Origin of the sequence: Levilactobacillus namurensis (assembly GCF_032197885.1) — a bacterium.
GTDB lineage: Bacteria > Bacillota > Bacilli > Lactobacillales > Lactobacillaceae > Levilactobacillus > Levilactobacillus namurensis_A.
Genome location: NZ_CP134159.1, coordinates 109,665 through 134,104, shown reverse-complemented (window position 1 = coordinate 134,104; position 24,440 = coordinate 109,665). Strand labels below are relative to the sequence as shown.

Below are 24,440 nucleotides of genomic sequence, written 5' to 3'. Positions count from 1 at the left end.
TGTAAGTAGTACGCGATTTATGGCGTACTACTTTTTATTTGACCAAGATTCACGACAGCTTAAGTTCCAAACTGGCGACCGCAATATCTGTTAAAAACGCGTTTGCTTCCATCCAATCACCCTAAGCCAGCTAGCTCCTTGAAAATCATTTTTTCACAAGTAGTTACTCGAAAAACTAAAAGAATTTCAAAATGCACATCCCGGTTCAAGACCAATATCACGCGTCTTTTCACCAAAGTAGCTTTAATGGGTCTTTCTGGAAGCGCTTGCATTTATCCCAAAATGTGTGATAATAATCACGTATTCTCTTAATACTTACTAACGGGGTGTTACATATGAAGATTAAAGCTGCAGTTGTTGAGAAACAAGATGCTGATTTTGAGATTCGGGACGATGTCGAACTCGCCGACATGGGACCTGACGACTTACAAGTCCACATGGTCGCCAGTGGGATCTGCCACTCCGACGAAGCCCTGCGGACCGGGGACGCCGTCATCGACTACCCCATCGTCTTAGGCCATGAAGGTGCCGGAATCGTCGAGAAGGTGGGCCCCGAAGTTACCCAATTCAAGCCCGGCGATCACGTTGTTTTGAGCTTCTACGCCTGTGGCAACTGCAAGAGTTGCCTCAAGGGGATTCCGACCCAGTGTGAAAACTACGCCGCGAACAACCTGTCCGGGACCCGTCCCGACGGTAGCGCCCACTTCACCGAAAATGGTCACCAGGTCGCCGACATGTTCGACCAGAGCTCCTTCACCACGACCACGGTGGTCCGGGAACGGAACGCGGTCAAGGTTGACCCAACGCTCGACCTGCGGAAGCTCGGACCTTTAGGCTGTGGCTACGTCACGGGTTCTGGGACCGTTCTGAACACCTTACAACCCCGTCCCGGCGAAACTATCGCCGTCTTCGGGACCGGTGCCGTGGGCTTAGCTGCCATGATGGCCGGCAAGATTGCGGGCTGCACCAAGGTGATCGGTATCGATATCGTGGATTCCCGGTTAGCCTTAGCCAAGGAACTTGGCGCTACAGACGTGATCAACAGTAAGTCCACCGATGTGGTCAAGGCCGTCCAAGACCTGACCGACGGCAAAGGTGTGGACTACGCCGTCGACACCACCGGGGTCACTCAGGTCATGGAAGACTCCATCAAAGTCCTCGACCAAGGTGGGACCACCGCCACGATTGCGGTCACGCCAAACCACATCGACGTGGATACCTGGAACAATCTGTGTGTCAACGACAAGAAGATTGTCGGGGTCAACATGGGTGACTCCATTCCACAAGTCGACATTCCACGGTTGATCGACTTCTACAAGGCGGGCCAATTCGACTTTGATAAGACTGAAAAGTTCTACAAGTTCAGTGATATCAACCAGGCCAACGCCGATTCCCGTTCCGGGAAGACCATTAAGCCCGTCCTGATTATCGACGACGCTTATCAACCCGGGAAATAATTTTACTCAAGGTGTCCCTTTTCAACATACCTATTCAACCCGAAACGACCCACTCGCCTAAGAGTGGGTCGTTTTGACCAATCAATGCCCGCAAAGATTTGCTATAATGGAAATAACTAAGGACCTGAACCGTTCAAAACGATAGCGATACGGAAGGAAGTCAGGATGATGGGTGTCAAACGGTGGTTATTCGGCGTCATAATTGGCTTATGTAGCTTAGGCTTGGGGAGCATGACCGGACAGGCGGCGACCGTGGTCCACGACCAAGCACACCTTTTAACGGCCCAACAACGCGAACAGATTCGCACCACCAACGCCGATTGGGCCACTTCGCGGCACCACCCGCAACTCTGGGTTTACACCTACCGGCACCTCCCCGGCGACGGCTTCCTATCCGGCTATGATTACAGCGACCCCTTTAAGACTCCCGGTAACGACCTCGCTGACCGCTTGCGCCACCGCGAAGCCCAACGGACGGCCCCGGTCTACCAGAGCACCGGCGATAGTGAGTACGCGGTGACCTCACGCCAGACCCGTCTGGAAAAACACGTCTCCGTGATTGTGGTCTACCCCGACAACGGTTGGCACACCATTATTTCCCCGTCCGATGACCTAACCAGCAGCATCTCTGATCTCCAGCGGTGGTGGATCACCAGCCGCCTCCCCAATAAGCAGGGGACCGGTAAATCGGCAATGAAGTTCTTCAACCGGTACGCGCATTACATCGACCACCACGTCGCCAACGTCAAGAAAATCAAGCCTGGCATGAGCGGCGATCTCCTGACTTTCCTGATTCTGACGCCTCTATTGTTGTGTGGGGCCATCTGGTTCTTCCACGACTTTCACAGCACTCTGCGGACCATCGCGGACCACCCTTCCAACGACTACTATGGTGCCTGGACTTCGTACATGTTTGGCCGCTGGATCGGCGGCGACCACGATGACCACGACGACTACCGGTGGTAAATCCTAAAAACGTCAGCCCCAAAATTTCTGGGCTGGCGTTTTTTTGAAAGTTACGATAATTTCCCGGGAAATTTTTCGGTGATAACCTTACAAAAATCAATCTCCCTATTCAAACCGCAACCGGGCCATCAACGGGCGGTGGGGCTGACTGGTCACCTGAACCTGGACGTGCGCTAACCGGTATACGGCCTGTAACGCTGCCCGTAATTGGCGTAGATCCCGTAGAAACGTCCGCTGTTGCCGCAACGTTAAGGCCGGCGCCACGGCCTGGTCATGGGCGTACACCGTGCATTGCCGCGCCGTCAAGATGGCGTACCCACTAGCTAACTGAATTCTGCGATTTTCTTGGACCATATCGGGGCTCTCCTTCCTTAGCATCTACGTTTACTAACGAAATTGATTCCCGAATTGTCACCCCCAATTTCGTTTCACATGAAACATTTTAGGGTCGGTCCCTTATTTTTTCGTCACGCTACGGTATACTAGAAGTACCAGTTTTTAAGGAGGCCGTGGCATTGCATAAATGGTTAAAAATTAGCGGGGCATTCTTGATTGCCGGATTAGCGCTCATGGCGGGAACGCCGGCAGCCGCTCAGACCGAACGCCCCAATTCCCTAGTCAAGGTGGGCCACTACACGGCCAGCTCAAACTTTCTCAACCTCAGCCAATACTATCAGACCACCCGAACCACCACGGTCAAGGCCGCTTACGTGCCCACCCACAAGTTCGGCGGTCGCGTCATGCGTTCGTTGACCCTGCCCAAGGGAACGGTGGTGGCGGGTTACCTCACCACTCATAAAGTTGGTAGTCGCCTGCAACCGCAACTCCTGATTTACACGTCGCGCCTGAGCCATCATCGGTTAGCCACAGCCCAACCAGCGGGCTACACGATCGACCCCACCAGCGATACGGACAATACGCCCACGGTGATTACCACTGCGCGGAAACTACAGGCTTTCAAACGGGTCCACTGTCCCCGCTACATGCCCGCCTATAGTCACGGTGACCTCTACGCGGGCGGGGCCGCAGCGGCCATCAGCCCCGTTGAGCCCACGACGACCAGTGTGCGGGTAACGCCGGACGGCTACGTGGAACTTTTAACTTACGACCACACGGTGCGGGGCGGACTAGGCTTCTACCAGACGCCCACTAGCCAGGGTAAGATTACCAAGACCGTCTTCCACGACCCCTATCGCCAACTCTACACCCAACACGCCTTACCCGGACTCCGGACCACTGCGGTGCACGCAACCGGAACGGCGCGGTACCGGCTGACCATCAAGAACCGCCACCAACCGCAACACATTATCGGCGATCCTTTGCGCGGAATCGCGGGAACCTTCGACAGTCTCTACCAGATTGGCGGCGTTCCCTACTACACCTTTATCGGATACGACGGTGCCAGCAATTAAATGACGTCATGTTAAAACGGCTTTCCGCTTCTGCAGAAAGCCGTTTTTGCGTTCAGATTATCACTTAATGCTTATCTTTGGTCACCACGTGAACTTCGTAAATACTCCCGTTTTTAATCACCAGGTCGCCTGACCGGTACCGTTTGTCCGGTGAATAGTTACTCAACTCGTCCGTGTGCTTAACGTTGGTCCGTTTCACCAGCTGAACCTCTTGGATCGGCTGTTGCGCCGTTGTCGTTTGCCGGCCTAAGTAGACGAAGGCGACCAGACCTCCCAATAACAAGACATAGATACCATACTTTTTCCATCGGGTCATCCCGCCACACTCCTTCGAAACCGTTTATTCAGTGACTTAATTCTACCCGTTTGTTGACCGCAATACAATTATATAATGTAAATAATTCCTTAAGTTAAACCATAACTGGACAATAAATCAGTAAACGTTACTAAAACCACCCCATTCAACCATTATCAGCTGGTCATCGTTAACGCTTACAATTTTTAAACTTACGAAATTTAACCACTTGTGGTCCTTTGCGCTAAGTCTAAATTTCCTCAGTTGACCTCAATCTGCCCTAACCGTGGTCATCTAGGCGTTCCAGCAAGCCATCCCCCACTGGTCGCAAGTCCCCGCATGCTATACTAAACACAAATCCCACTAACCATTTTAAGAGAAAGGATGTTTTACCAATGGACCTGAAAAATGTGAACCTTATCGGTAACGTGGGCGCCGGAACCATGGGGCACGCCACGGCTTTACAATTTGCGATGCACGGGTATCCGGTCAACCTCTTCGACCAAGATTCCGCCAGCTTGGACCGGGGAATCGTGACTATTCAACACGACCTGGCGACCTTCGACCGCGCTGGATTACTGGCCGAAGAACCCGCCACCATTCTCGAACGGATTCACCCCACGACCGATCTCCAGACCGCCTTCGCCCACGCCGACTTCATCATCGAATCGATCACGGAGGACCTGGACGTCAAGCGGACCGTCTGGCAGGCCATTGAGCAGGTCATCCAACCCAAGACCATCATGGCGACCAACACTTCGGGGCTGGACCCCACCGCCTTACAGTCCGGGTTAGCCCATCCAGAACGCTTCGTGGTCGCCCACTTCTGGAACCCCGCCCAACTGATGCCACTGGTCGAAGTGGTGCCGGGACAGGCTACGGACACCGCTACGGTCGACCTGACCGTCCACCTGATGAACCACATCGGTAAACACGCCGTGCCGCTTAAGAAGGCCTCCCTGGGCTTCGTGGGGAACCGGATTCAGTTGGCCGTTTTACGGGAAGCCTTGCACATTGTTGATCAAGGCATTGCCACGCCGGAAGCGGTCGACGACATCATCAAATACAGTCTCGGTCGGCGGTGGAGTCTTGTTGGACCCATTGCCAGTGCGGACCTGGGCGGCTTAGACGTCTTCACCAACATCTCGAGCTACCTCTACCAGGACCTCGCTAACGATACCGGCACGGACCCCGTGCTCCAGGCGAAAGTTCAGGCCGGCGAGCTGGGGCTGAAATCCGGCCATGGTTTCTATAACTGGACGGGCGCAGCGGGTCAGCAATTGGTCGCCCAACGGGATGCCGACCTGTTAGCCTTGTTAAAAGCTGATCACGATACCGAGAACCCATCTTAATCACTACACTTCAATCAAGTGACCCCCAAGCCTTCTCGCTCGGGGGCCACTTTTACGCCCTAACGGTATCAACTTACCGGTTCCGTTCGCCGCACCGGTAACGGTGACCGGCCACCAAACGCCCTTCTCAGCCCACCCCAATAATCGGTTAAATTATCCGTCTAGCGATGGATTAAGTCGTTTATCAGTTTACCTAATTTTGGTTATTGACCACCCTTTCCCTCCTCGGATACTACCCCCTCTCCGCCTTTAGGGTGCACACTGGTCAGCAGTACGCTAGCGTACACAAAATAACAAGTGTCAGTGAGCATTTCTTTTGGAGGTCTTTTTGATGGAAACCATATCGTCACACTCTAGCTTAAATTCGACCCAAAAATGGACATTAGCCTCAACGTCGGCCGGGTTTGCGCTGGAACACATGGACGTCATGTTTGTCTCGTTTGCGTTATCCTCGATTATTGCCACGCTTCGCATTACGGGAGCGCAGGCCGGCTTGATTTCAGCTATCAGTAACCTAGGAACCTTAGCCGGTGGTCTAGGATTCGGCTTGATTGCGGATCATTACGGCCGAATCAAAGTATTTACCTACACCATCTTCATCTTTGCCTTCGCCACCGCAGCGATGGCCCTGGCCAATAATCTCGCGCTAGTCTATCTCTTTCGTTTCCTAGCCGGTGTCGGGTCCGGCGGTGAATACGGCGTGGGAATTACCTTAATTGCTGAGAGCTTCCCCGCCCACACACTGGGTAAGTTCTCCTCACTAGCTGCTATCGGCGGCCAATGTGGTGCGATTCTTGCCGCCATCGCCGCGGCCGTCATCATCCCAACTCTCGGATGGCACGCCCTCTTCGTCTTTGGCCTAGTGCCAGTTGCCCTCATCTACTTTATTCGCCGGCACCTCCACGAAAGTCGCGCCTTTTTAACCGCTCAAGCACACCGGGCGCCCGGTAAACTACGGCAGCTCTTCGCCACCCCGCGCTTAGCCTACCAGACCGGGGCGCTAATGGTGATGACCACGGTTCAAATTGCCGGCTACTACGGCTTAATGAATTGGTTACCTTCCATCATGCAAAAGCGCCTCGGCTTAACCGTGTCTGGCTCTTCCCTTTGGATGATTGCCACCATTATCGGCATGAGTCTGGGAATGCTAGTCTTCGGTCACGTCCTAGACCAGCTCGGACCGCGCCTGGCTTTCGCGATTTTCTTAATCGCCGCAGCGATTGCCTTATTCGGAATCCTGCTCACCACCAATCGTCTGACTCTCCTGGTCGCCGGGGCCACTCTAGGGTTCTTTTCCGACGGGATGTACGGTGGTTATGGCGCCATGGTCAGCCGCTTATACCCTACCGAGATTCGGACGACAGCCAACAATTGTATCGTTAACGTGGGGCGCTTAATCGGCGGCTTTTCCTCCGTCATCATCGGCTTTCTAATGGACCACGGCACGCTACTAATGGTCATGGGGTTCCTCTCCTGCCTCTACCTCATTAGCCTCGTCGCCATGCTCTCAATCCCCAACCTTCGCCACCTGACTCCTAAAACAGCCTAGGGACGCCCCTGACCTATTCACGCGTATCAGACTTACCGAAATAGGTGAAATGAAAAATCTGGTCCAAGACCATCATCTTGGACCAGATTTTTTGATTAATTCTGCGAATACACGTTGCTTAGAGTCACACAGCTTGGCCGCTCCTTTACTTCTCCGGAGAAATAACACCTCAACGGCCATCACCCCCTTAGACGGATGATGGCCGTTTTTAACTGTGGTTTTAGCTATTTAACCGGTAAGCAAGTTTGGGTATCGCTACGATTGTTCCAATTCTCGCTGATGCACATCACGCCAAAGCAAGCCATCCTTTTTATAATGCCACTTATAGCCAAATTCGTTTACCCTATAGCATCGTTTAAAGCCCCGTGCTATCCTGATGCCACTCACCGGTTTTACCAACTAATCCGTAGAAAAGGAAGTGGCCTGATGCCTCGAGAATCTGTATCGCCTAATTTCACGACCCCCTGCTGGATCTTAACCAGTACTACCATGGCACTAGCTTTACTGGGATTCAATAGTCCCATCGCTCACGCCGATGATAGGATTCCCACAACTGACCATACGCCAACCGTTACCGTCACAACGCCCATCGAAGCATCAACTTCATCAGCCCCCACCGCCGTCTTGCCCCACCAAGAAGACCCACAACCCACGGAAACAGAACCGCTCCCCGCTGAACCAACGGCGTCTACGGATTCTCCAGCACACCCCACCGAGTCAGTCGTTACACCGCCAAACCCGGCCCCCACGGTAACTGCCGAATCGTCATCCTCCTCACCCACACAACATCCCAATCTCGCGGAACCATCACCTGTCCACAACCAAGTCACGACCACTAGGCTAACCGATTCTGACAACGATTCTCCCGTAAGCCAGGCCATTAAGGATCCGCAGCTCCAAGCAGAAATCGTTAATGCCTTAAACCAGCTAACCCACCCAGAGACCAATCCCGCCGCTAAAAAATGGTCCAGTATCAAAGACGTCACCAGACAAGACCTTTCAAAGTTAGATAGTCTGGACATCAAAGACACGGTGGTCTCCCCCCAACTCAACCCCGGTAAGACTTCCTACGACCTATCGGGTATCGAACTCCTGACTAACCTCACCAAACTCACTCTGGGAGGTAACCTCAACGCTAACCCCTCCCGCTTCCACGGCGACATTACCGATATCTCTCCGCTGTCGGCCCTGAAAAAACTGGTGACGCTGGACGTTTCGTTGAACCGCATCTCGGACGTCAAACCACTTAGCAATCTGACTAACTTAAAAGAGCTATACATTCAGTTCAACACGGTCACCGATTTTTCTAGTCTTAAAGCTTTAGTCGCCAAAGGGCTTACGTGCGCCTACCAAGGCCAAACAATTGTTAAGCCCCTAAAGTTCTTTAAGCTCGCTTCTCACCAGGCCACCCTGGTTCAACCCCTCTACCTGCCCGATGGGACCAAAGTAAGTCTGCAGGCGCTTCCTTACGTCATTCCCGCTACAACTATCACGGCGCAAGACGGCAATGAAAATCATATTGATGCCATCGGCTATTTAACCGACCGAAGCGCTAAAGTTTCACCAGATACCGATGGAAACCTGGTTTATACCAACCTTTATCAGAATCCATATAAAGTTAACCGAATAATCGACCTACATGGAAACACTGTCCTTTTTAAAGATAGTGCCTACTTAGTCGGTGCCTACCGTTTATCCCCAAATAGCACTCCAGAAATAGTCGTTATCCAACCCTACCGCCTAGTTGACACCGCCGGGCCGGTCACGACCCGCTACGTCGACGATCAGGGTCACCGAATTCAAGACGATGTCATTGATCATACCGGCCTCATTGGTGACACCTACACCACCGTCAAGAAGACGATTCCCAATTACACCTGGCAGAAGACCATCGGCCATCCAACGGGTAAATATACCGCTGAATCGGTTATCGTCACCTACGTGTACACGAAAAATGCACCCCAAATTACCACCGGCACGGTGACGGTTCACTACGTCACGGACAGTGGCAAGGTCCTTAAGCCCAGCGAGACGTTAACGGGCAATCCGGGTAGTCCCTACGCCACCGTCGCCCCTACTTTTAATGGCTACACCCTAAGTCACCGTCCGACTAACGCCACGGGGACCTTTACGACGGGAAGCCAAACGGTCACGTACGTTTATCAAGCCGTCACAACCGTCGGCGAAAGTCACAGCACACCACCCACCACGCCTCCAGTTGCCGTGACGCCCGCACCGGTTCCTGAACTTGTTGACCAACCTAATCGCCACCCCAACACTGCAGGCACCGCCGTGAAACCAGTGCCGTCACCTGATCCAGAAGCAATGACCAACCTTTCCAAACCATCCCAAGCAATCTTCACGCCTCAAAAGTCATCTTCCATAGCCGCTGCCACCCTCCCGCAGACTAACGAGACCACCCCAACACTCTGGCTAAAGATTTTGGGGGTCGGATTAAGCTGCGCTCTGGGCTGGTTCATGGTTACCCGTCGTCATTGACCTTTACCGCACTAAAAGGGACCGCCTTGTGCTCTGTGCAGGCGGTCCCTTGATCATACAAATTGTTCGCTTACTTCTCCGGACGGTCAGCCGATGCCGACAAGTCATGCAAGGCCTTAAAATCAGCCAGTGTCCGGGTGTACTTCTCAATCGCGGTATCGGTCGCCCATTGGCCTAACGGTAACCGCAAGGGCAGGTCCGCCGCGTGGTTGGTAACTTGATCGTAGATGATTTCCGCAGCCTTATCCGGGTCACCCGCTTCGTGATGGGCTTCCTTAGCGTTGCCCTCGATGCGACTCGCAAATTGCCGGTAAGCATCGATTTGTGGTAGCGTCTTCTGCGATGACCGTCCGGCCCAATCCGTCCGGAAACCACTAGGCTCAATCAGCATGACCTTGATGCCCTGGTCCGCCACCTCTTGTGCCAAGGACTCACTGACCCCCTCGACCGCGTACTTACTCCCGTTATAGAAGGACAGCGTGGTAAAGGAAGCCAACCCAGCGATAGAGGAGAAGTTGACGATGCTTCCGGACTTCTGTGCCCGCATGGTCGGCAAGACCGCCCGAGTCATGTCGACGAGTCCCCAGACGTTGACGTCGAACATGTACCGTACCGCGTCCCGGTCGCTTTCCTCGAAGGTCCCAAAGTATCCTAGACCAGCGTTATTGATCAACACATCGATACCGTTAAACTTTGCATTAGTGGCCTTAACCGCGGCTTCAATTTCGGCCTGTTTCGTGACGTCCAGCGTCAACTTCAAGATTTGTCCGTGATCATACGGATCCAGGTAACTCAACTGGTCCGTGTGCCGCGCCGTCGCCACTAGATTAACGTCATCCTTTTGCGCTAAAAAGGTCGCCAGCGACTTCCCGAATCCCGTCGAAGTTCCCGTAATAAACCAAGTTTTGGTCATGATATTGCCTCCTACTAATAAAGTACTTTTAGCATACTGCTTAGAGTGGACTCTAAGTCAACGATTCCTCCTTAATCAGGGAAAGGTTGCCGCAACAGCAACCCGACCTAGTCCTTAACCCGCTCCTAGACATTGTTTCACGTGAAACACACCCCCTAAGCTGGTCAATTCCACCAAACTAGCGTACAGTGAACTTAACTAGACATTTAGGGAGGAACAACTTTGATTACCATTAAATCACCCCGCGAAATTGAAAAGATGAATGAAGCCGGCACCTTGTTGGCCAACATTCACATCGGGTTACGCGACCTGATCAAGCCCGGTATCGACAGCTGGGAAATCGAAAAATTTACCACGCAGTATTGCGCCGACCATGGGGCCATCCCGTCCGAAAAGGACGTCGACGGCTACCACTACGCGACCTGCATCAGCATCAACGATGAAGTCGCCCACATGGCACCCCAAAAGGGACGCCTGTTGAAGAACGGTGACCTGGTCAAGGTCGACATGACCGTCTCACTTGACGGTTACCAAGCCGATTCCTGCTGGGCCTATGCCGTGGGAGACGTGAGTGATGACGTTAAGCGTCTCATGGACGTGACCAAGAAGTCCCTCTACCTGGGCATCGACCAAGCCGTCATTGGCAACCGGATTGGCGATATTGGTGCGGCCATTCAGGACTTCGTCGAAACCCAACACCACATGGGAGACGTCCGCGACCTGATTGGCCACGGCATCGGAACTGAAATGCACGAAGAACCAGACGTTCCCGCTTACGGTGAGGCCGGTCACGGGATTCGGCTTCGCGAAGGCATGGTCATCACCATCGAACCCATGGTCAACTTGGGAACTTTCGAACTGGCTGACAAGATCGATAAGGACAACTGGGAATACTACGTTTCAGCTGACGGTTCTCTGTCTTGCCAATACGAGCACACCTTGGCGATTACTAAGGATGGCCCCAAGATTTTAACGTCCCAGGACCCTGAATTTGACGCCAAGTACCTCTTAAAATAAGACGCATCTGGTCAAAGCAGTCATTTTAACCATGCCTGTTTTAGATTTGCCTGCCAATCACAACTAGCAAGCGACTGACATAAAGGCCTCATCTGCAATGAATGAAGGGTGCTAATCCCCCTTTTGCTGAATCAAAAAACCATATCTGTCTTACTCAAATGACCGCTTCCGTAAAATCACGGAAGCGGTCATTTGACGTTAAACCCATTAACGCTAGAATCAGTAACCCACAAAATTTTCTTTTAATCTTTTATGATTTTCAGAATCTTAACTATCCACGTGACCAAATTCCACACATCGTACAACCGAATTTGCGTAAGGTGCCAATTCATAGAACGAGCGAGCTACAATAAGAAAAAATATCCCAGGAAGGAATAATCTTCATGAAGTTAAATAAGATTCTACTCATTCCCACTATTGCTATACTCGCTTTTTTCTATCTTCCACCCAATCACAGGCCAAATCCTACCAAATTGGAAATGAACAAGTACCCGCCAGTAAGCTCTATAAGTTCAAATATTACCAGGCCATTCGCTCAACTAAAGTCCGTGTTCAATTTGAAGATGGTGGCCATCAATTCATTAAGATTCCCAAGGGAACTATTCTCCAAGGATTCAAAGACAATCATACCATCACGCTCAGTTTGCCGCTTTTAAATTACTCTTTGTACAACAAAAACCGACCGCATAATCGCCCCTACGATTTTATTAGTTCTCAAATTTCAAACCATCCCCAAAATTTTAAACGTGTTTCTCGTCCGGCTTACATGCCTGCTTATAGTTCTGGGCTACTATTTCAAGGAAAAATGTTGGCCAACGCTCGGCGACGTGATACCACTCTCTTTCACATAAGTACCAATGGCTATGTCGAATATCGAAAATACTCGTCTGGATCCCAATACAAACCCAAAGACAAACCAACCCATCAGGTAAAGATTCAAAGAACCAAAGTATCTGGCAACACCCGCGAATTATTTCTGAACAAGAAATTTAAAGGATTATCTTTTAAAAAAGTGACACAACATGGAAAAGTCCAGTACCGTCTTGACGTTATTAACTTGCACCAACCCTTCATGACGGAGGGACAGTCAGACGATGATGTTCCTAGTATGTACTACAGTAACTACTTAGTTGGTGGAAGAAAAATGTATACTGAAATTGCCAACTCGGAATTGATGTAATGAGATTGCTTGGGCTTAGACAATCTGGTTAATGACTAACCTTGCTAATTAAGTAAAAAATAAAATCGAATAATAGGTTAAAAATAATTGCCCAAAAAATAACTGATATTGAGATAGGTTTAAATCGAGAATTTATAATTAAAATAGAGACCATCAATACCAATATATACGTGATTAAATTACTAGTTAATAGCTGTTGCATCTTAGGACTAAGTTCTCTTTTAATGATCACCCTTAAAAGAAATGGAACGAAAATAATAAAAATGGATAACCAATACGGTACCTGCATAAGCTCCTCCTAAAAAATGGTATAAAAAGGAAAATAATGGCTCTACAACTTAAATCTAATCCCATCTTATTAAAGTATCCTTGACCCCAAGCTGATACAACGCCAATGGGTGTTCCTACCGCGTCCACTAATAGAATATTATATCAGGACAATGTAGTCAATGGTATAAACTTTATAAATAATATAATATATTCACTGGATAGGTTATATGTTATGCACAATGGCGTTTAATCCGTTAAGCCTTTTTGAATACACCAAAATCTAAGTTTTCGCCACACGCTCAATTTCCATCAAATCCTAACCCATTAAAAAACAGCGGCACGACCGTTTCTCTAGGAGAGACGATTGTGTCGCTGTTTGTCATCGTCTGATGGCTTACCAGAGGTAGTCCACCGGATTCTTCAAGTATCGATCATAGACGTCTTGAACCACCGCCATCTGCGCATCCGTTAAGGCGGGTAACTCAGCCGCACTGGTATTGCGTTCAATCTGGTTCGGCGTGCTGGCTCCCGGAATCACCGCTGAAACGGCATCGTACATCAAGATGTACCGTAACGCCGTCCCCGCCAGGTTATCCGTTCCCAAGCGGTCCTTCAATTCTGCGGCGGCCTTGACACCCGTTAAGTAATCCACGCCGGAGAAGGTCTCCCCTTTGTCGAAGTGCTGACCGTCCCGGTTATTGTTCCGGTGGTCTTCCGGTGCAAACTGCGTGTCGGCCGTAAACTTCCCGGTCAGGAGACCACTAGCCAACGGAACCCGAGCCAAGATTCCCACATTCTGGCGCTTAGCTAAGTCGAAGAACAGTTTCGACGGCCGCAAGCGGAACATGTTGAAGATGATCTCGACGGCCGAGACATCGTAATCCATGGCCTTAATGGCTTGTTCGACCTTTTCCACACTGACCCCGTAATGGCGAATCTTCCCCGCCTGCTTGAGCTTATCCAGCTCGAAAAAAGTCTCGGGTTGGTAGTAGATATCGGTCGGTGGGCAATGCAACAACACCATATCCAAAGCATCGACCCCCATGTTCTGTAGAGATTCGTCGACGTAACGGTCCCCGTGTTGCGCATCAAAATGTTCCGCCGACAGGGGCTCTTCCTTCCGCCCAATCTTGGTGGTGAAGTGCACGTCGGGGTGCTGCTTCAAGAACTGCCCCACGGCTTGTTCACTGCGCCCGCCTTGATACCCATCCGCGGTATCGAAGAAGTTAACGCCCTGGTCGTAAGCTTCCGCCAACGTGTCCCGGGCATCCTGTTCACTAAACGGTGCGCCCCACTTGCCGCCTAACTGCCAAGTGCCCAACGACACTTCACTGATCTGATACCCGGTCTTGCCAAATGAACGATATTTCATCATGATAACTTCCTTTCAGATACTTCCTTCAATTTTAGTGTAGAACTTCGACCTACCTCTAAGTCAAGGGCCTGGTTAATCGACCGACTGGAGGGCGTCGAGCATGTTCACGCGTTTTAACTTGCGGTGCATCAAGCCCATGACCAGCAGGCTGAACACCACCGTCAAGACTGCCGAATACAGGTAACTAAGCCAGTGGATCCCCGGCGAGAACATCAGCGCGTTGGTCTCCGCCGTTTGCAGGATATAGGTGTGTAGCCAGTTACCTAAGAAGCAGCCCACGACGATGCCCATCCCCGTCAATATCAGGTTCTCCCGGAAGATGTACAGGGTGACTTCCCCGTCATAGAAGCCCAAGACCTTGATCGTCGACAACTCCCGAATCCGCTCGGACACGTTGATGTTGGTCAGATTGTAGAGCACCACCAGCGCCAGGGCCCCCGCGGAGATCACGAAGATCAGGACCACCAGGTTCATGCTGTCGAAGGTCTTGAAGGTGGTCTGGCGTTCCGTCCGCATCAGCGTGACGTTCAAGAAGCCCGCGTGCCGTAACAAGCCATCCGCATAATCGTTGCCCGCCCGTTCGCTATCATGGGTGAACTGGACCAGGTTACTATTGTAGGTCGGTTGCTTGCCGAAGACCTGCCGGTAATAGGTCGGGCTCAGGTAGATAAAGTGGTTCACGTAATTTTCCGCAACGGCCGCAACTTTCACGCGCCGGGCGGTCTGTCCCGCCGGTTTCACGGTCAGTCGGTCGCCCACCTTCACGCCGTAGAGCTTGGCCAGCTTCTCATCGATCACGGCCCCCTTGGTCGTGACCCGGTAGGTCTGATGGGTCTGCCGGTCACGGAGCGTGACGAACCGGTTCAGCCGGTCCGGGGTGCGCGGAACCCCCAAGGTCACGGTCTGTTCGGCCACCCCACTCTGGGTGACCGTGGCCTGTTGCGAACTCAACGTCAGGCTCCGGCGATACGTTGCTGATTGCCGCAAGGCTTTCCGCTGAGCGGCCGTTTCCCGGCCACTGCGGGTCACCATGGCGTCGTAGTGCCAGAGGTCATTGAATTGCTTAGTACTGATGTCGCCAATCGAGTCTTTGAGCCCGAAACCTGTGATCATCATGGCCATGCACCCCGCGATACCCAGAACGGTCATCAGCATACGCTGCTTGTACCGAAAGAGGTTTCGCAGGGTAATCTTATGGTTGAAGTTCAGGTGCCGCCAGAAGCCCGTCCAGCGTTCCAACAGCAGCGTCTTTCCCGCCTTAGGCGCCTTGGGTTGCAATAGCTGGGCGGGCAGGCTCCGCAAGTCGACTCGTAAGACGATAGCCGCGATACCCAGGGTGCAGGCCAACGCGATGACTAGGGCCACGCCGATGTCGCCCCACAGGTACTGCACGGTAATCGCCGGCAAGTTATACATACTGCCATAGGCTTGGGCGATGAATTGGGGGAAGAAGTTCACGCCGAAGACCACGCCCAGCGCGGTCCCCAGCAACGCCGCCAAGCCCCCGTAAATCATGAACTCACTGCCTACAGCAGCGTTACTGTAGCCCAGGCCCTTGAGTGTCCCCATCTGCAAGCGCAACTCCTCGACCATCCGAGTCATGGTGGTCAGACAGATCAACGCCGCGATGGCGATGAAGAAGAGGGGAAAGACCGTCGATAAGGCGACGATTCGCTGGGTATTCTCGTGATACTCGGTGTACCCTGGATTATCGGTCCGGTCCGTGTAGACGTAGGTGGCCCGCGGAATCGCTTGGACCTTGGCCTGCGCCCGGCGCAACTGCGCGGTCAGCTGAACCAGTTGCGGGGTGTTCGCCGGAACTTGGCCCTGCATGGCAGCCACTTGGCGCTTGAGGGGCGCTAGTTTCGCCGTCGCCCGTTGCTGCAATTGGTGTTGACGTTGTTGCGCGCGTGGCCGGAGCCAGCGTTTCAAGTCCGCCGTATTCTGCCGGTTTAACCGCTTATAACGCGCGCTATAGGGCTGGACGTTCTGGAGGTTCTTAAATTGGACGTCCAGGCGCGTCGGCACGTTACCCGTTAAGGTCTGGGGCCGGACGTACGCCAGGTAGTCCAGAGTCCCCTTACCGACCGTGGTGACGCCCCGACTCACGTTCTCCAAGTAGCGCGGTGAATTCACGAAGCCCACGATTTTAAAGGTCCGCCGGGTGAACTGGCGGTTCACGGCCGCCGTACTGGTGATCCGGTAAGTCCGGCCCACCTTCAAGCTGGGCTGGAGAACTCGTGCCTGGGTGTCGAGAACAACTTCGTTCGCGTGGCGCGGCAGGCGCCCCTGCGTCACGCGTAACCGGTTGACCCGCTGCACGGTGGGTAACTCGGCGACCCGGACCACCCGGTTATTGTTCCGCTGACTGACGTCGAGGTACCGTTCCGTCTGGTACCGGAGCCGGTCGCGGTGCTGATTCAAAATGGCCGTATCCGCCTGAGTCAACCCCAACGAGGATTGAACGCTATTGGTCGCTAGCCGCTGGCGGTGAAAGTAGCTCGTGGCGGCCTGGGACATGTCGGGACCCGTCGCCCGGATACCGGTGTAGAACGCCACCCCCAAGAAGATGATCAGAAGAATGGAGAAGAACCGGGCCTTGGAGCGCCAGATTTCTCGGAAAATCGTTTTAAGATACGCTGTGGTCATCCCCATCACCTACCATTCAATCTCGGCCACCGGCGTGGGATGGTCGTTGGTCACCACGGACTGAATCTGGGCGTCGTTGATTCGAATCACCTGGTCGCCCATCTGCGCGATGGCACTGTTATGGGTCACGATGATCACCGTGGTCCCCGTCTGCCGGGCCGCATCTTGAATCACCTGGAGGACCTGCTTACCCGTCTGGTAATCCAAGGCCCCCGTGGGTTCGTCACACAACAGGAGCTTGGGATTCTTGGCCACGGCTCGGGCGATGGCGACCCGTTGCTGTTCCCCACCGGATAATTGGGCGGGGAAGTTCGCCGCGCGATCCTGGAGCCCCACCAGCGTCAAGGTCTGGGTCACGTCCCGGGCGTCGTGGGTGATCTGCGAGGCCAGTTCAACGTTCTCCCGGGCCGTCAGGTTGGGAATCAGGTTATAGAATTGAAAGACGAAGCCGACCGCTTGCCGGCGATAGGTCGTGAGTTGTTTGGGTGAAAAATGGGCGATGTCAGTCCCATCGATCTTGACGCTCCCGCTGGTGGGCGAATCCATCCCCCCTAAAATGTTTAACAATGTCGATTTTCCGGCACCACTGGGACCCAGAATCGTTACGACCGCGCCTTGTTCCACAGTAAAACTAATGTCGCGGTTCGCGACCGTGGTCTGGTCGCCGTTTTGAAACTGGCGGGTCTCGTGGGCCACTTCAATATACGCCACGCTAAAACCTCCTCTATGTATTCGGTTACATTTTCAGGACTACCCCACGGTCAATTCGGGTAGTAATAGGTATATTTTAGCATGTTCCCCACCCCTTAACGCAATTCTTGTGCGTTTTGCGCCCAGTGTTTGCGTACCCGTTGCCAGGCCCGTACCCCCGAAAACCGTGGCGGTTAACCCCCCACCTAAGCCGAGTCCCGCTTATTATAAAATTTATCGAGCAAAGCAGTTCCCAAACCCACCCCAAAACTCTATATTTAAAGTAATTAATCTGAATCGTTAGGGGGAAGGTCCCGTGGCTAAATTCTTAAAAGGGCTGCTCGTGATTTCGTTACTCCTAGGCATCTGGGCACCCCAGTCCGCCCAAGCTGCGATCAAGCGGCCGGCCAAGGGCTTAATCCTAGACGCCGCACGGCAATACTATTCCGTCTCATCCATCAAACAGTTAATCACCACCACCCACCGCGGCGGTGGGACGTTTCTCCAACTACACCTAACCGACGACACCCGGTTCGGCGTGGAGAACGCGCACCTGGGCCAGACCGTCAAGGCGGCCCGCAAACGGGGCGACGTATACTATAACCGCAAGACCAAGCTGGCTTTTTTGAGTAAACGCCAGTTGCGCAGTCTAATCGTCTACGGCCACCAGCGGCAAGTCGAGGTCATTCCCGAGATCGATACGCCCGGCCACACCAAGGCGTTGATCAAGCTGATGAAGACTGGGAGTGCGACTAACCGCAAGTTGGCTAAGACCATCACTTCCGGTAACGAGCTGACCCTGCATTCGAAAAAGACCTTACCCTTCGTGAAGGCCCTGTTAAGTGAATACACCGGCCTGCAATACCGCGGGCAACACATCGGCATCGGCGGCGACGAATACAGCGCCACCACGGCTCCGCACCAACCCGCCACGGTCAGCTACACCAACGGGTTGAACCGGTACCTGCGCAGCAAGCACCTACGGACCACCATGTGGAACGACGGTCTAATGCGCGCCGACTTACCCCGGATCGACCACAACATCCTGGTGACCTACTGGAGCTACGACGGCGAGACCGACAACGCCCAGACGATTCGGGCACACCGACAGATTCGGCCGACCTTACCTCAGCTCAACCAGGCCGGCTTCCAGACAATCAACGCCAACTTCTGGTACCTCTACGTAATCACCCGGCCCAAGACGTTTACCGCCGAAAGCGTGCGGTATTGGCAACGCGACCTGACGCAAAACTGGACGCGCCAAGTCTGGGACAAGACCAACCACCAGAGCTTAGCCACCAGTTCCCGTAACCTGGGATCGGCCATTTCCATCTGGGGTGACGGACGGAAGACCTACTCTCAAAAGCAGGTGCTCCAAAAGACCAAGCCCTTCTTGACCACGTACTTCCAGCACGCTTAGGCCACCTCAAAAACATGCGATCAACCGTCAAAAATACCGTCCTTCACCGGCGTCTGCGCCTGGAAGGGCGGTATTCGTTAATGATGGTTGATTTTTCGTTTCGCTAATGCCGGTCGCCCGCATAGTAGTGGTGGGCGTAGGTCTTCGCCAGCGCCTTGCTACGGTAGCCATAAGTGCTGGTCTTAAATACTGCCCCACTGGCGTACTGGAGCGCAGCGTGACGTTTGCCCTTAAGCGTATGCGTGACCTTGCGGTAATCATCGCCGCTCCCGGCCGCTTGGAACCAACCCCGGACGTTGATCCAGTGCTCGCCCCGGTAGGTAACGGGGGTCGCCTGAACCCAATCTGATTGGACGTTGGTGCCGGCGGCCTTCACGGGATGCAGGTGTCCCGTGGTCCCGTTGACCGTGATGGTCTTCGCCGTAATCCGGGTCCGATAATACTGGTGGCTGTCATAGGTGTACCAAGTCCCCCGCAAGCTCTTGGGAAACGTCGCCACCGTGCGCTGGGCGGCCTGCGCGGTTCCGGTGCCCCCGCCCAGACCCATGAAACTCGCGGTGACCAGTCCTAGCAGACTCATTCGTTGCCACTTTTGCATCTTGTTCACCTAACCTTCCTTAGTGCATAATAAGAATTATACCACGGTTAAATGATTTATTGGCTTAGAATGTCTTCTACGTCACGCCACCGGTTTAATTGGCGTTGAATTTGTGCGCATCACGTTTTAGCATAGGTTTAGGATACCGTTACTGCTACCGACAATAAGATTGGCCAGCCTTAAACCACGCAACGTGGTATGACTAAATCCACTCTATTATTAATAGCATAAGTATTAATAACTATTTAAAAAGGAGTCTTTTCCAATGGTCGCTTATCAAGCCAAAACATTCCCCGAACTGACCACTCACGAACTCTGGGCCCTTTACCGCTTACGGACGGCCGTGTTCGTGGTCGAACAAACCTGTTACTACCAAGAAGTCGATGACGCGGATCTAACCGCCACCCACCTTTTAGGGACTGACGACCAGGGCCAGTTAGTGGCCTACGCCCGATTGATTCCCGAACAGGACCACGTCCGCATTGGCCGTGTCGTGGTCGCCAAAGCTGCCCGAGGAAACGGCGCCGGGCGCGAATTGGTCACGACCGCCATCGCCGCCGTCAAGGCTCACTTTCCTCAGGCCACCCAGATCGACATTCAGGCCCAAGCCTACCTGCAATCCTTTTATGCGACTTTAGGCTTTCAACCGGTCAGTGACGTGTACCTCGAAACCGGAATTCCACACCTGGATATGGTGTTGCCCTTAACCCAGCAAGACTAAACCAATAACAAAAACAACGTCAGGTGACCACTTCTTCTCTCATCCAGAGTGGTCACCTGACGCTTTTTGTCATATTATTCTGTAGCGTTAGTCGCTCGTTCACCGCATTACGGCCACTGCGAACTGGTGGGGTCAAAACCGGTCCGGTCAGCATCCGTGATGGGGCGCAAGACCTGGCAGGGATTGCCCGCCGCGATTACATTTTCGGGAATATCGTGGGTCACCACGCTCCCGGCACCGATGATTGTGTTCGCCCCAATGGTCACGCCCGGGGTCACACTCACGTTGGCAGCCAACCAGCAATTATCCCCGACCGTAATCGGCTTGGCGATGCAGCCCCCCGTGGGCCGTTCACTGGCCGCAAACAGGTGATTACTGGTGTACAGGCCAACCTTAGGGCCAAACAACACCCGGTTGCCAATCGTCACGGGCGCCCCGTCCAGGATCACACAGTCGTAGTTGGCGTAGAAGTGGTCGCCCACTGAGATGTTGCGGCCAAACTCACAGCGAAAGTTCGGGTTGATGATGGGGTCGACTCCCGCGTGCTGGACTAACGCTTGAAACAACTGGGCCTTCTTGGCCATCCGGGGTTCCCGGTTCAACGCGTCCGTCTTCTGGGTCGCCTGGTCGCGGAGGTCTTCCAAGCGAGGATCTAAATCGTTGTAGGGTTGTCCCGTGGCCATGTAAGCAAACTTTTCGTCTAGGGTTAACGTCATCGCAATCCACTCCTTTAAAGGTGTTACGTTTAGCGTATCACACTTTAAGCGCTTCCATGCAAAAGAAATTAGCCCCTAATCTGCTTTTCCCTTTTTAAATCTGGTCATTCCGGCTAAACTAAGTTTAAACACTGAATTGGAGGTGACTAGCCCCATGAATCAGGAAGACTTACGCGTACGCCGTACCCAAAATGATATTCAACTTGGGTTTATCAAAATGTTGCAACATAAACCATTTTCCAATATCACAATCAATGATATTTGCACGGCAGGAATGGTCGGCCGGAGCACCTTCTATCACCACTATCCCGACAAATATGCGTTACTAGACGCATTAGTGACTCAGGAGGCCGCTAAATTTGACCAGCTATTAGCCACGCGCATGGTTGGTATTCAACAAGATCAACTTCTGATTAACCTTTACCAGGGTTTAGCTCAAGACGCCGACCGCATTACGACCCTTTTGGATGTGCATACCAGGTCGGTAGATTTAAACCAGCGCTACCTCTCCAGTTTAAAGGACCATCTCGATCACCTTTGGCCACAAATCAGTCTCGATGTTCCTCGTGAATTCATCTTAGACTTCTATGCTCACAGCGCCCTAACGGCCATCAGTTGGGCTTTAAAGCACGGGCATGAAGACCAAATTGCGACTTTCATGAATCGGATGACCAAAAACGTCCTAAACGGGTAACGTTAGAATTTGCTGATCCGTCTGTGGATCATGGTTAGCTAATGCTTGGATACAATTCGGGTGATGCGCCATTTCTCGTACCCAGCCTAGTGACGTAATCGCGTCCTTACGACTGGTGCAGATTCCTGGCGTCAGCATCTTCTCCCACGAATCATTAGAATATCCGGTGTCGGCGGCCAATAACACATAGCGGCCATCCCGTCCTCGAACCAATGTGGCCGACATCCCCGTCGCGTGGCCGGGCGTATGCACTTGTAAAAGACTGCCGTCACCAAAAACATCGTAGCTTTCCCCAAAGGGACCCACCCCGTTTTTAGTATAGTCGTAAGTCTGAACGTCGACGCCTCGCCATTCATGGGGCAGATAAACCATTGGCAAGCGGTTGGCCACTCGCCATTCTGGTTGCGAAACTAAGATTTGCTTCGCATTCTTGACGTGTTTCAGACCACTGACATGATCACAATGTAAGTGACTCAATAGAACCAAGTCTAAATTCTCGGGACGATACCCTAACGCCGCTAACCGCTCATCAACGGCCCACCCCGCGGGGAGGTATCCGGTATTGATTTGAACTTGTGGCCCCAATTCCCGCCAATTACTTTTACGAACCATCCTGTTCCAGCCCGTATCAATCAGGACCAACCCTTGAGGATGCTCAATCAAGTAACTGGAAACGGGTAACGTCACTTGATTACGTTCGGAACGAAATAACCCCGTAAAAGCTAATGGATTTCGATATAGGCCGTGAAAAGGTAACGCCCGGTCGACTTTGACCAATCCAGTATGCAACACGTGAATCTTAATTTGGGCTGTCATAGAAAAACCTCGCTAATGTTATAGAATGTCTCTAGAATAGGGACTATTCGAACCAGCTTCCAGCCCCAAATTTTGCCAATTTGTCCCTTATGAGACAGATTTCCGCTCGACCGTCTCGTAAGGGACAGACCACCCCAAATTGGTTCTCGTCTAAACTCGCGACAAATTTATTGACTAAAAATGCCCATCACCCATTAAGTGGTGATGGGCATTCAGTTTAAGCTAACGTCAACTGTTCGGCACTAAAATACAACTGCTGTTCCACCCCAATGCGGACTAAGAAGCGTTCCGTGGGGCCATCGTAGTAGATCACGGTCCCCACGACCCCTTGGTAGGGCCGCGGGAGCTTGACTTGGTCACCAATCTCAAACGTCTGCATATCCATCCTCCTCAACTAAAGCCACAGGTACATTGTCTTCAGGGTCGGTGAGAACTCGGCATTCCCGCTGGCGTGGTACATGGCAGGAACCCTTGGCCTATCTGTCCCCAGAATACCCTGATTCCAAAAGTTTCGCAGGGTTAATGCTTTGCTAAATCAATTATGAACGCAATTAGCACTTTTGTTGCGTTCGCCCCCACCCGTGGCTGGTCATCGCCCGTTAATCCGGCGTCATCGCGATTATACAATAGACCCCCTGGAAAATCAGCCCCCTTTATGAAAATATTTATACTCCCAATCCCCACTAGCGCTTCCAGTCCTGACGCCGCTAACTCAGTGGTGGGCTCATTTCCAATTTGTTTCACGTGAAACAGGTTATATCATAAGCCATTATCTTTTACACAACTGATTGAAGCCGCTATACTGGAACCGTTTAAGACGGAACTAAGGAGGAATTTTAAATGACTCAAACATACGTTGCGAAGATCGTGCCGTTAAACGCTGACGGGATTGGTACTTGCGCTCACGGTGAAGCCACGTTCACCCAGGATGCGGACCAACTCACCATTCACATTGAGATGTTCGATACCCCGGCCAACACCCAACACTGGGAACACTTCCACGGTTTCCCAGAGGGACAAGCTGCGCAAATCGCCACCATGGCACAGGATGCCAACCACGATGGTTTCGTGGACTTACCAGAAACCGAAGCGGTCTCCGGAACCACCATGGTGCCTTTCGATAGCGCACCGCAAGCCATGAACATCCCCAACGACACCTACCCGGTCTCCGATGCTCAGGGCCACTTCGCTTACGACATCACCGTTCCGCTAGCAGCCCTTCAAACCAAATTCAAGGAAGCCTTCGGTACGGATGACCTGGAACTCGACAAGCGGGTCATCTACATTCACGGGGTTCCCCAAAGTCTTACGTTACCAGACACGGTCGCGGGAGAAGTCGGGACCTACGACGCCCACGTCACCCTACCGATCGCCACGGGGAAGATCGAAAAAGCCAATTAACCTGAATCGGCTGTAACCAAAAAGCGCTGAGCAAATTGGCTCAACGCTTTTTTTATCGGTGCAGAACAACGATGTATGTATTCACAAGTGTATTCACAGATGGTATAATCTAAGTAGTTATTGGAATGGAGGCTAAGACCATGGAAAAATATGTAAAAGCTCGCAAACAGGGGAATTCCATCGTCGTCACAATCCCTAGTAACTTGGCAGTTACGCCAGGAACTAAGTACCGAGTTGAGAAAAGGGAGAATGGTGATTTGATTCTCAAGCCTTCAAAACAGATTGCTACTTCTTTAGACGACTTGTTTAGAGATTGGCACGGTACTTATCAACGTGCAGATGATTTAAATGACTGGGAAAATACAAAACCAGTAGGAGAAGAACTATGGTAGATATGGTAGATTGTAAAATTAATCCGAACGCTGTTCGGACAAAAAAGATCAGCTTCCT

22 protein-coding genes are annotated in these 24,440 nt (G+C 52.4%); 12 read left to right on the top strand and 10 right to left on the bottom strand.

Annotated features, from left to right (window positions below; all coding sequences use genetic code 11):
- The first annotated feature begins 335 nt into the window (after nt 1-335).
- Together RIN67_RS00580 and RIN67_RS00575 are read left to right on the top strand one after the other, a co-directional pair.
- Nucleotides 336-1,457 (top strand): NAD(P)-dependent alcohol dehydrogenase, encoded by a 1,122-nt coding sequence (locus tag RIN67_RS00580; protein ID WP_264999555.1) that lies wholly within the window; start codon nt 336-338, stop codon nt 1,455-1,457.
- Nucleotides 1,458-1,625: 168 nt separating this feature from the next.
- On the top strand, nt 1,626-2,423 hold the full coding sequence (locus tag RIN67_RS00575; RefSeq protein ID WP_264999554.1) for a TPM domain-containing protein: 798 nt from the start codon (nt 1,626-1,628) through the stop codon (nt 2,421-2,423).
- A gap of 105 nt (nt 2,424-2,528) precedes the next feature.
- Here RIN67_RS00575 and RIN67_RS00570 read toward each other — a convergent pair whose 3' ends face one another.
- Entirely contained in the window at nt 2,529-2,777 is a 249-nt protein-coding gene (locus RIN67_RS00570) for a hypothetical protein (protein WP_264999553.1), read from the bottom strand.
- Between the two features lie 161 nt (nt 2,778-2,938).
- Here RIN67_RS00570 and RIN67_RS00565 point away from each other — a divergent pair, with 161 nt between their 5' ends.
- The gene (locus tag RIN67_RS00565) at nt 2,939-3,835 is read left to right on the top strand and encodes a hypothetical protein (protein WP_264999552.1); all 897 of its coding nucleotides are present in this window, start codon (nt 2,939-2,941) and stop codon (nt 3,833-3,835) included.
- A gap of 64 nt (nt 3,836-3,899) precedes the next feature.
- On the opposite strand, the gene RIN67_RS00560 is transcribed toward RIN67_RS00565, so the two are convergent.
- Nucleotides 3,900-4,151 carry a hypothetical protein gene (locus RIN67_RS00560; protein ID WP_264999551.1) on the bottom strand — a complete coding sequence of 84 codons (252 nt, stop codon included), beginning with the start codon at nt 4,149-4,151 and terminating at the stop codon, nt 3,900-3,902.
- Between the two features lie 374 nt (nt 4,152-4,525).
- On the opposite strand from RIN67_RS00560, the gene RIN67_RS00555 reads away from it, so the two are divergent.
- The 3 genes from RIN67_RS00555 to RIN67_RS00545 all read left to right on the top strand — a co-directional run bounded on the left by RIN67_RS00555 (nt 4,526) and on the right by RIN67_RS00545 (nt 9,530).
- The gene (locus tag RIN67_RS00555; RefSeq protein ID WP_264999550.1) at nt 4,526-5,482 is read left to right on the top strand and encodes a 3-hydroxyacyl-CoA dehydrogenase family protein; all 957 of its coding nucleotides are present in this window, start codon (nt 4,526-4,528) and stop codon (nt 5,480-5,482) included.
- A gap of 331 nt (nt 5,483-5,813) precedes the next feature.
- Nucleotides 5,814-7,031, top strand: a complete 1,218-nt coding sequence (locus RIN67_RS00550) for an MFS transporter (RefSeq protein WP_264999549.1) — start codon at nt 5,814-5,816, stop codon at nt 7,029-7,031.
- Between the two features lie 426 nt (nt 7,032-7,457).
- A complete protein-coding gene (locus RIN67_RS00545) occupies nt 7,458-9,530 on the top strand; it encodes a MucBP domain-containing protein (protein WP_313826107.1) in 2,073 nt (690 codons plus the stop codon).
- A gap of 70 nt (nt 9,531-9,600) precedes the next feature.
- On the opposite strand, the gene RIN67_RS00540 is transcribed toward RIN67_RS00545, so the two are convergent.
- A complete protein-coding gene (locus RIN67_RS00540; protein ID WP_264999598.1) occupies nt 9,601-10,446 on the bottom strand; it encodes an SDR family NAD(P)-dependent oxidoreductase in 846 nt (281 codons plus the stop codon).
- Between the two features lie 219 nt (nt 10,447-10,665).
- On the opposite strand from RIN67_RS00540, the gene map reads away from it, so the two are divergent.
- Entirely contained in the window at nt 10,666-11,460 is a 795-nt protein-coding gene (gene map, locus RIN67_RS00535; protein ID WP_024748060.1) for a type I methionyl aminopeptidase, read from the top strand.
- Nucleotides 11,461-13,304: 1,844 nt separating this feature from the next.
- Here the strand turns inward: map and RIN67_RS00530 are convergent.
- The 3 genes from RIN67_RS00530 to RIN67_RS00520 all read right to left on the bottom strand — a co-directional run bounded on the left by RIN67_RS00530 (nt 13,305) and on the right by RIN67_RS00520 (nt 17,645).
- Nucleotides 13,305-14,282 (bottom strand): aldo/keto reductase, encoded by a 978-nt coding sequence (locus RIN67_RS00530; protein WP_264999547.1) that lies wholly within the window; start codon nt 14,280-14,282, stop codon nt 13,305-13,307.
- A 75-nt stretch (nt 14,283-14,357) separates the two neighbouring features.
- Nucleotides 14,358-16,934 (bottom strand): ABC transporter permease, encoded by a 2,577-nt coding sequence (locus RIN67_RS00525; protein ID WP_313826109.1) that lies wholly within the window; start codon nt 16,932-16,934, stop codon nt 14,358-14,360.
- A 9-nt stretch (nt 16,935-16,943) separates the two neighbouring features.
- A complete protein-coding gene (locus tag RIN67_RS00520) occupies nt 16,944-17,645 on the bottom strand; it encodes an ABC transporter ATP-binding protein (RefSeq protein ID WP_264999545.1) in 702 nt (233 codons plus the stop codon).
- Nucleotides 17,646-17,940: 295 nt separating this feature from the next.
- On the opposite strand from RIN67_RS00520, the gene RIN67_RS00515 reads away from it, so the two are divergent.
- Nucleotides 17,941-19,044 carry a family 20 glycosylhydrolase gene (locus RIN67_RS00515; RefSeq protein ID WP_264999544.1) on the top strand — a complete coding sequence of 368 codons (1,104 nt, stop codon included), beginning with the start codon at nt 17,941-17,943 and terminating at the stop codon, nt 19,042-19,044.
- 103 nt (nt 19,045-19,147) lie between these two features.
- On the opposite strand, the gene RIN67_RS00510 is transcribed toward RIN67_RS00515, so the two are convergent.
- Complete coding sequence (locus tag RIN67_RS00510) at nt 19,148-19,651, bottom strand: hypothetical protein (protein WP_264999543.1); 504 nt, start codon at nt 19,649-19,651, stop codon at nt 19,148-19,150.
- A gap of 256 nt (nt 19,652-19,907) precedes the next feature.
- Here RIN67_RS00510 and RIN67_RS00505 point away from each other — a divergent pair, with 256 nt between their 5' ends.
- Nucleotides 19,908-20,363: a GNAT family N-acetyltransferase gene (locus RIN67_RS00505; protein WP_264999542.1), complete on the top strand. Its 456-nt coding sequence runs from the start codon at nt 19,908-19,910 to the stop codon at nt 20,361-20,363.
- Between the two features lie 107 nt (nt 20,364-20,470).
- Here the strand turns inward: RIN67_RS00505 and RIN67_RS00500 are convergent, their stop codons facing one another.
- Nucleotides 20,471-21,079, bottom strand: a complete 609-nt coding sequence (locus RIN67_RS00500; protein ID WP_264999541.1) for a sugar O-acetyltransferase — start codon at nt 21,077-21,079, stop codon at nt 20,471-20,473.
- A gap of 154 nt (nt 21,080-21,233) precedes the next feature.
- On the opposite strand from RIN67_RS00500, the gene RIN67_RS00495 reads away from it, so the two are divergent.
- Nucleotides 21,234-21,773, top strand: coding sequence for a TetR/AcrR family transcriptional regulator (locus tag RIN67_RS00495; RefSeq protein WP_264999540.1), 540 nt, complete (start codon nt 21,234-21,236; stop codon nt 21,771-21,773).
- Here the strand turns inward: RIN67_RS00495 and RIN67_RS00490 are convergent.
- Together RIN67_RS00490 and RIN67_RS00485 are read right to left on the bottom strand one after the other, a co-directional pair.
- The gene (locus RIN67_RS00490; RefSeq protein WP_264999539.1) at nt 21,762-22,589 is read right to left on the bottom strand and encodes an N-acyl homoserine lactonase family protein; all 828 of its coding nucleotides are present in this window, start codon (nt 22,587-22,589) and stop codon (nt 21,762-21,764) included. The two genes, RIN67_RS00495 and RIN67_RS00490, sit on opposite strands and share 12 nt — an antisense overlap.
- Before the next feature lie 217 nt (nt 22,590-22,806).
- Complete coding sequence (locus tag RIN67_RS00485; protein ID WP_162832743.1) at nt 22,807-22,968, bottom strand: hypothetical protein; 162 nt, start codon at nt 22,966-22,968, stop codon at nt 22,807-22,809.
- Nucleotides 22,969-23,429: 461 nt separating this feature from the next.
- On the opposite strand from RIN67_RS00485, the gene RIN67_RS00480 reads away from it, so the two are divergent.
- Nucleotides 23,430-23,990, top strand: coding sequence for a hypothetical protein (locus tag RIN67_RS00480; RefSeq protein ID WP_264999538.1), 561 nt, complete (start codon nt 23,430-23,432; stop codon nt 23,988-23,990).
- A 140-nt stretch (nt 23,991-24,130) separates the two neighbouring features.
- Nucleotides 24,131-24,382: a type II toxin-antitoxin system PemI/MazE family antitoxin gene (mazE, locus tag RIN67_RS00475; protein WP_056943994.1), complete on the top strand. Its 252-nt coding sequence runs from the start codon at nt 24,131-24,133 to the stop codon at nt 24,380-24,382.
- The last annotated feature ends 58 nt before the right edge of the window (nt 24,383-24,440 follow it).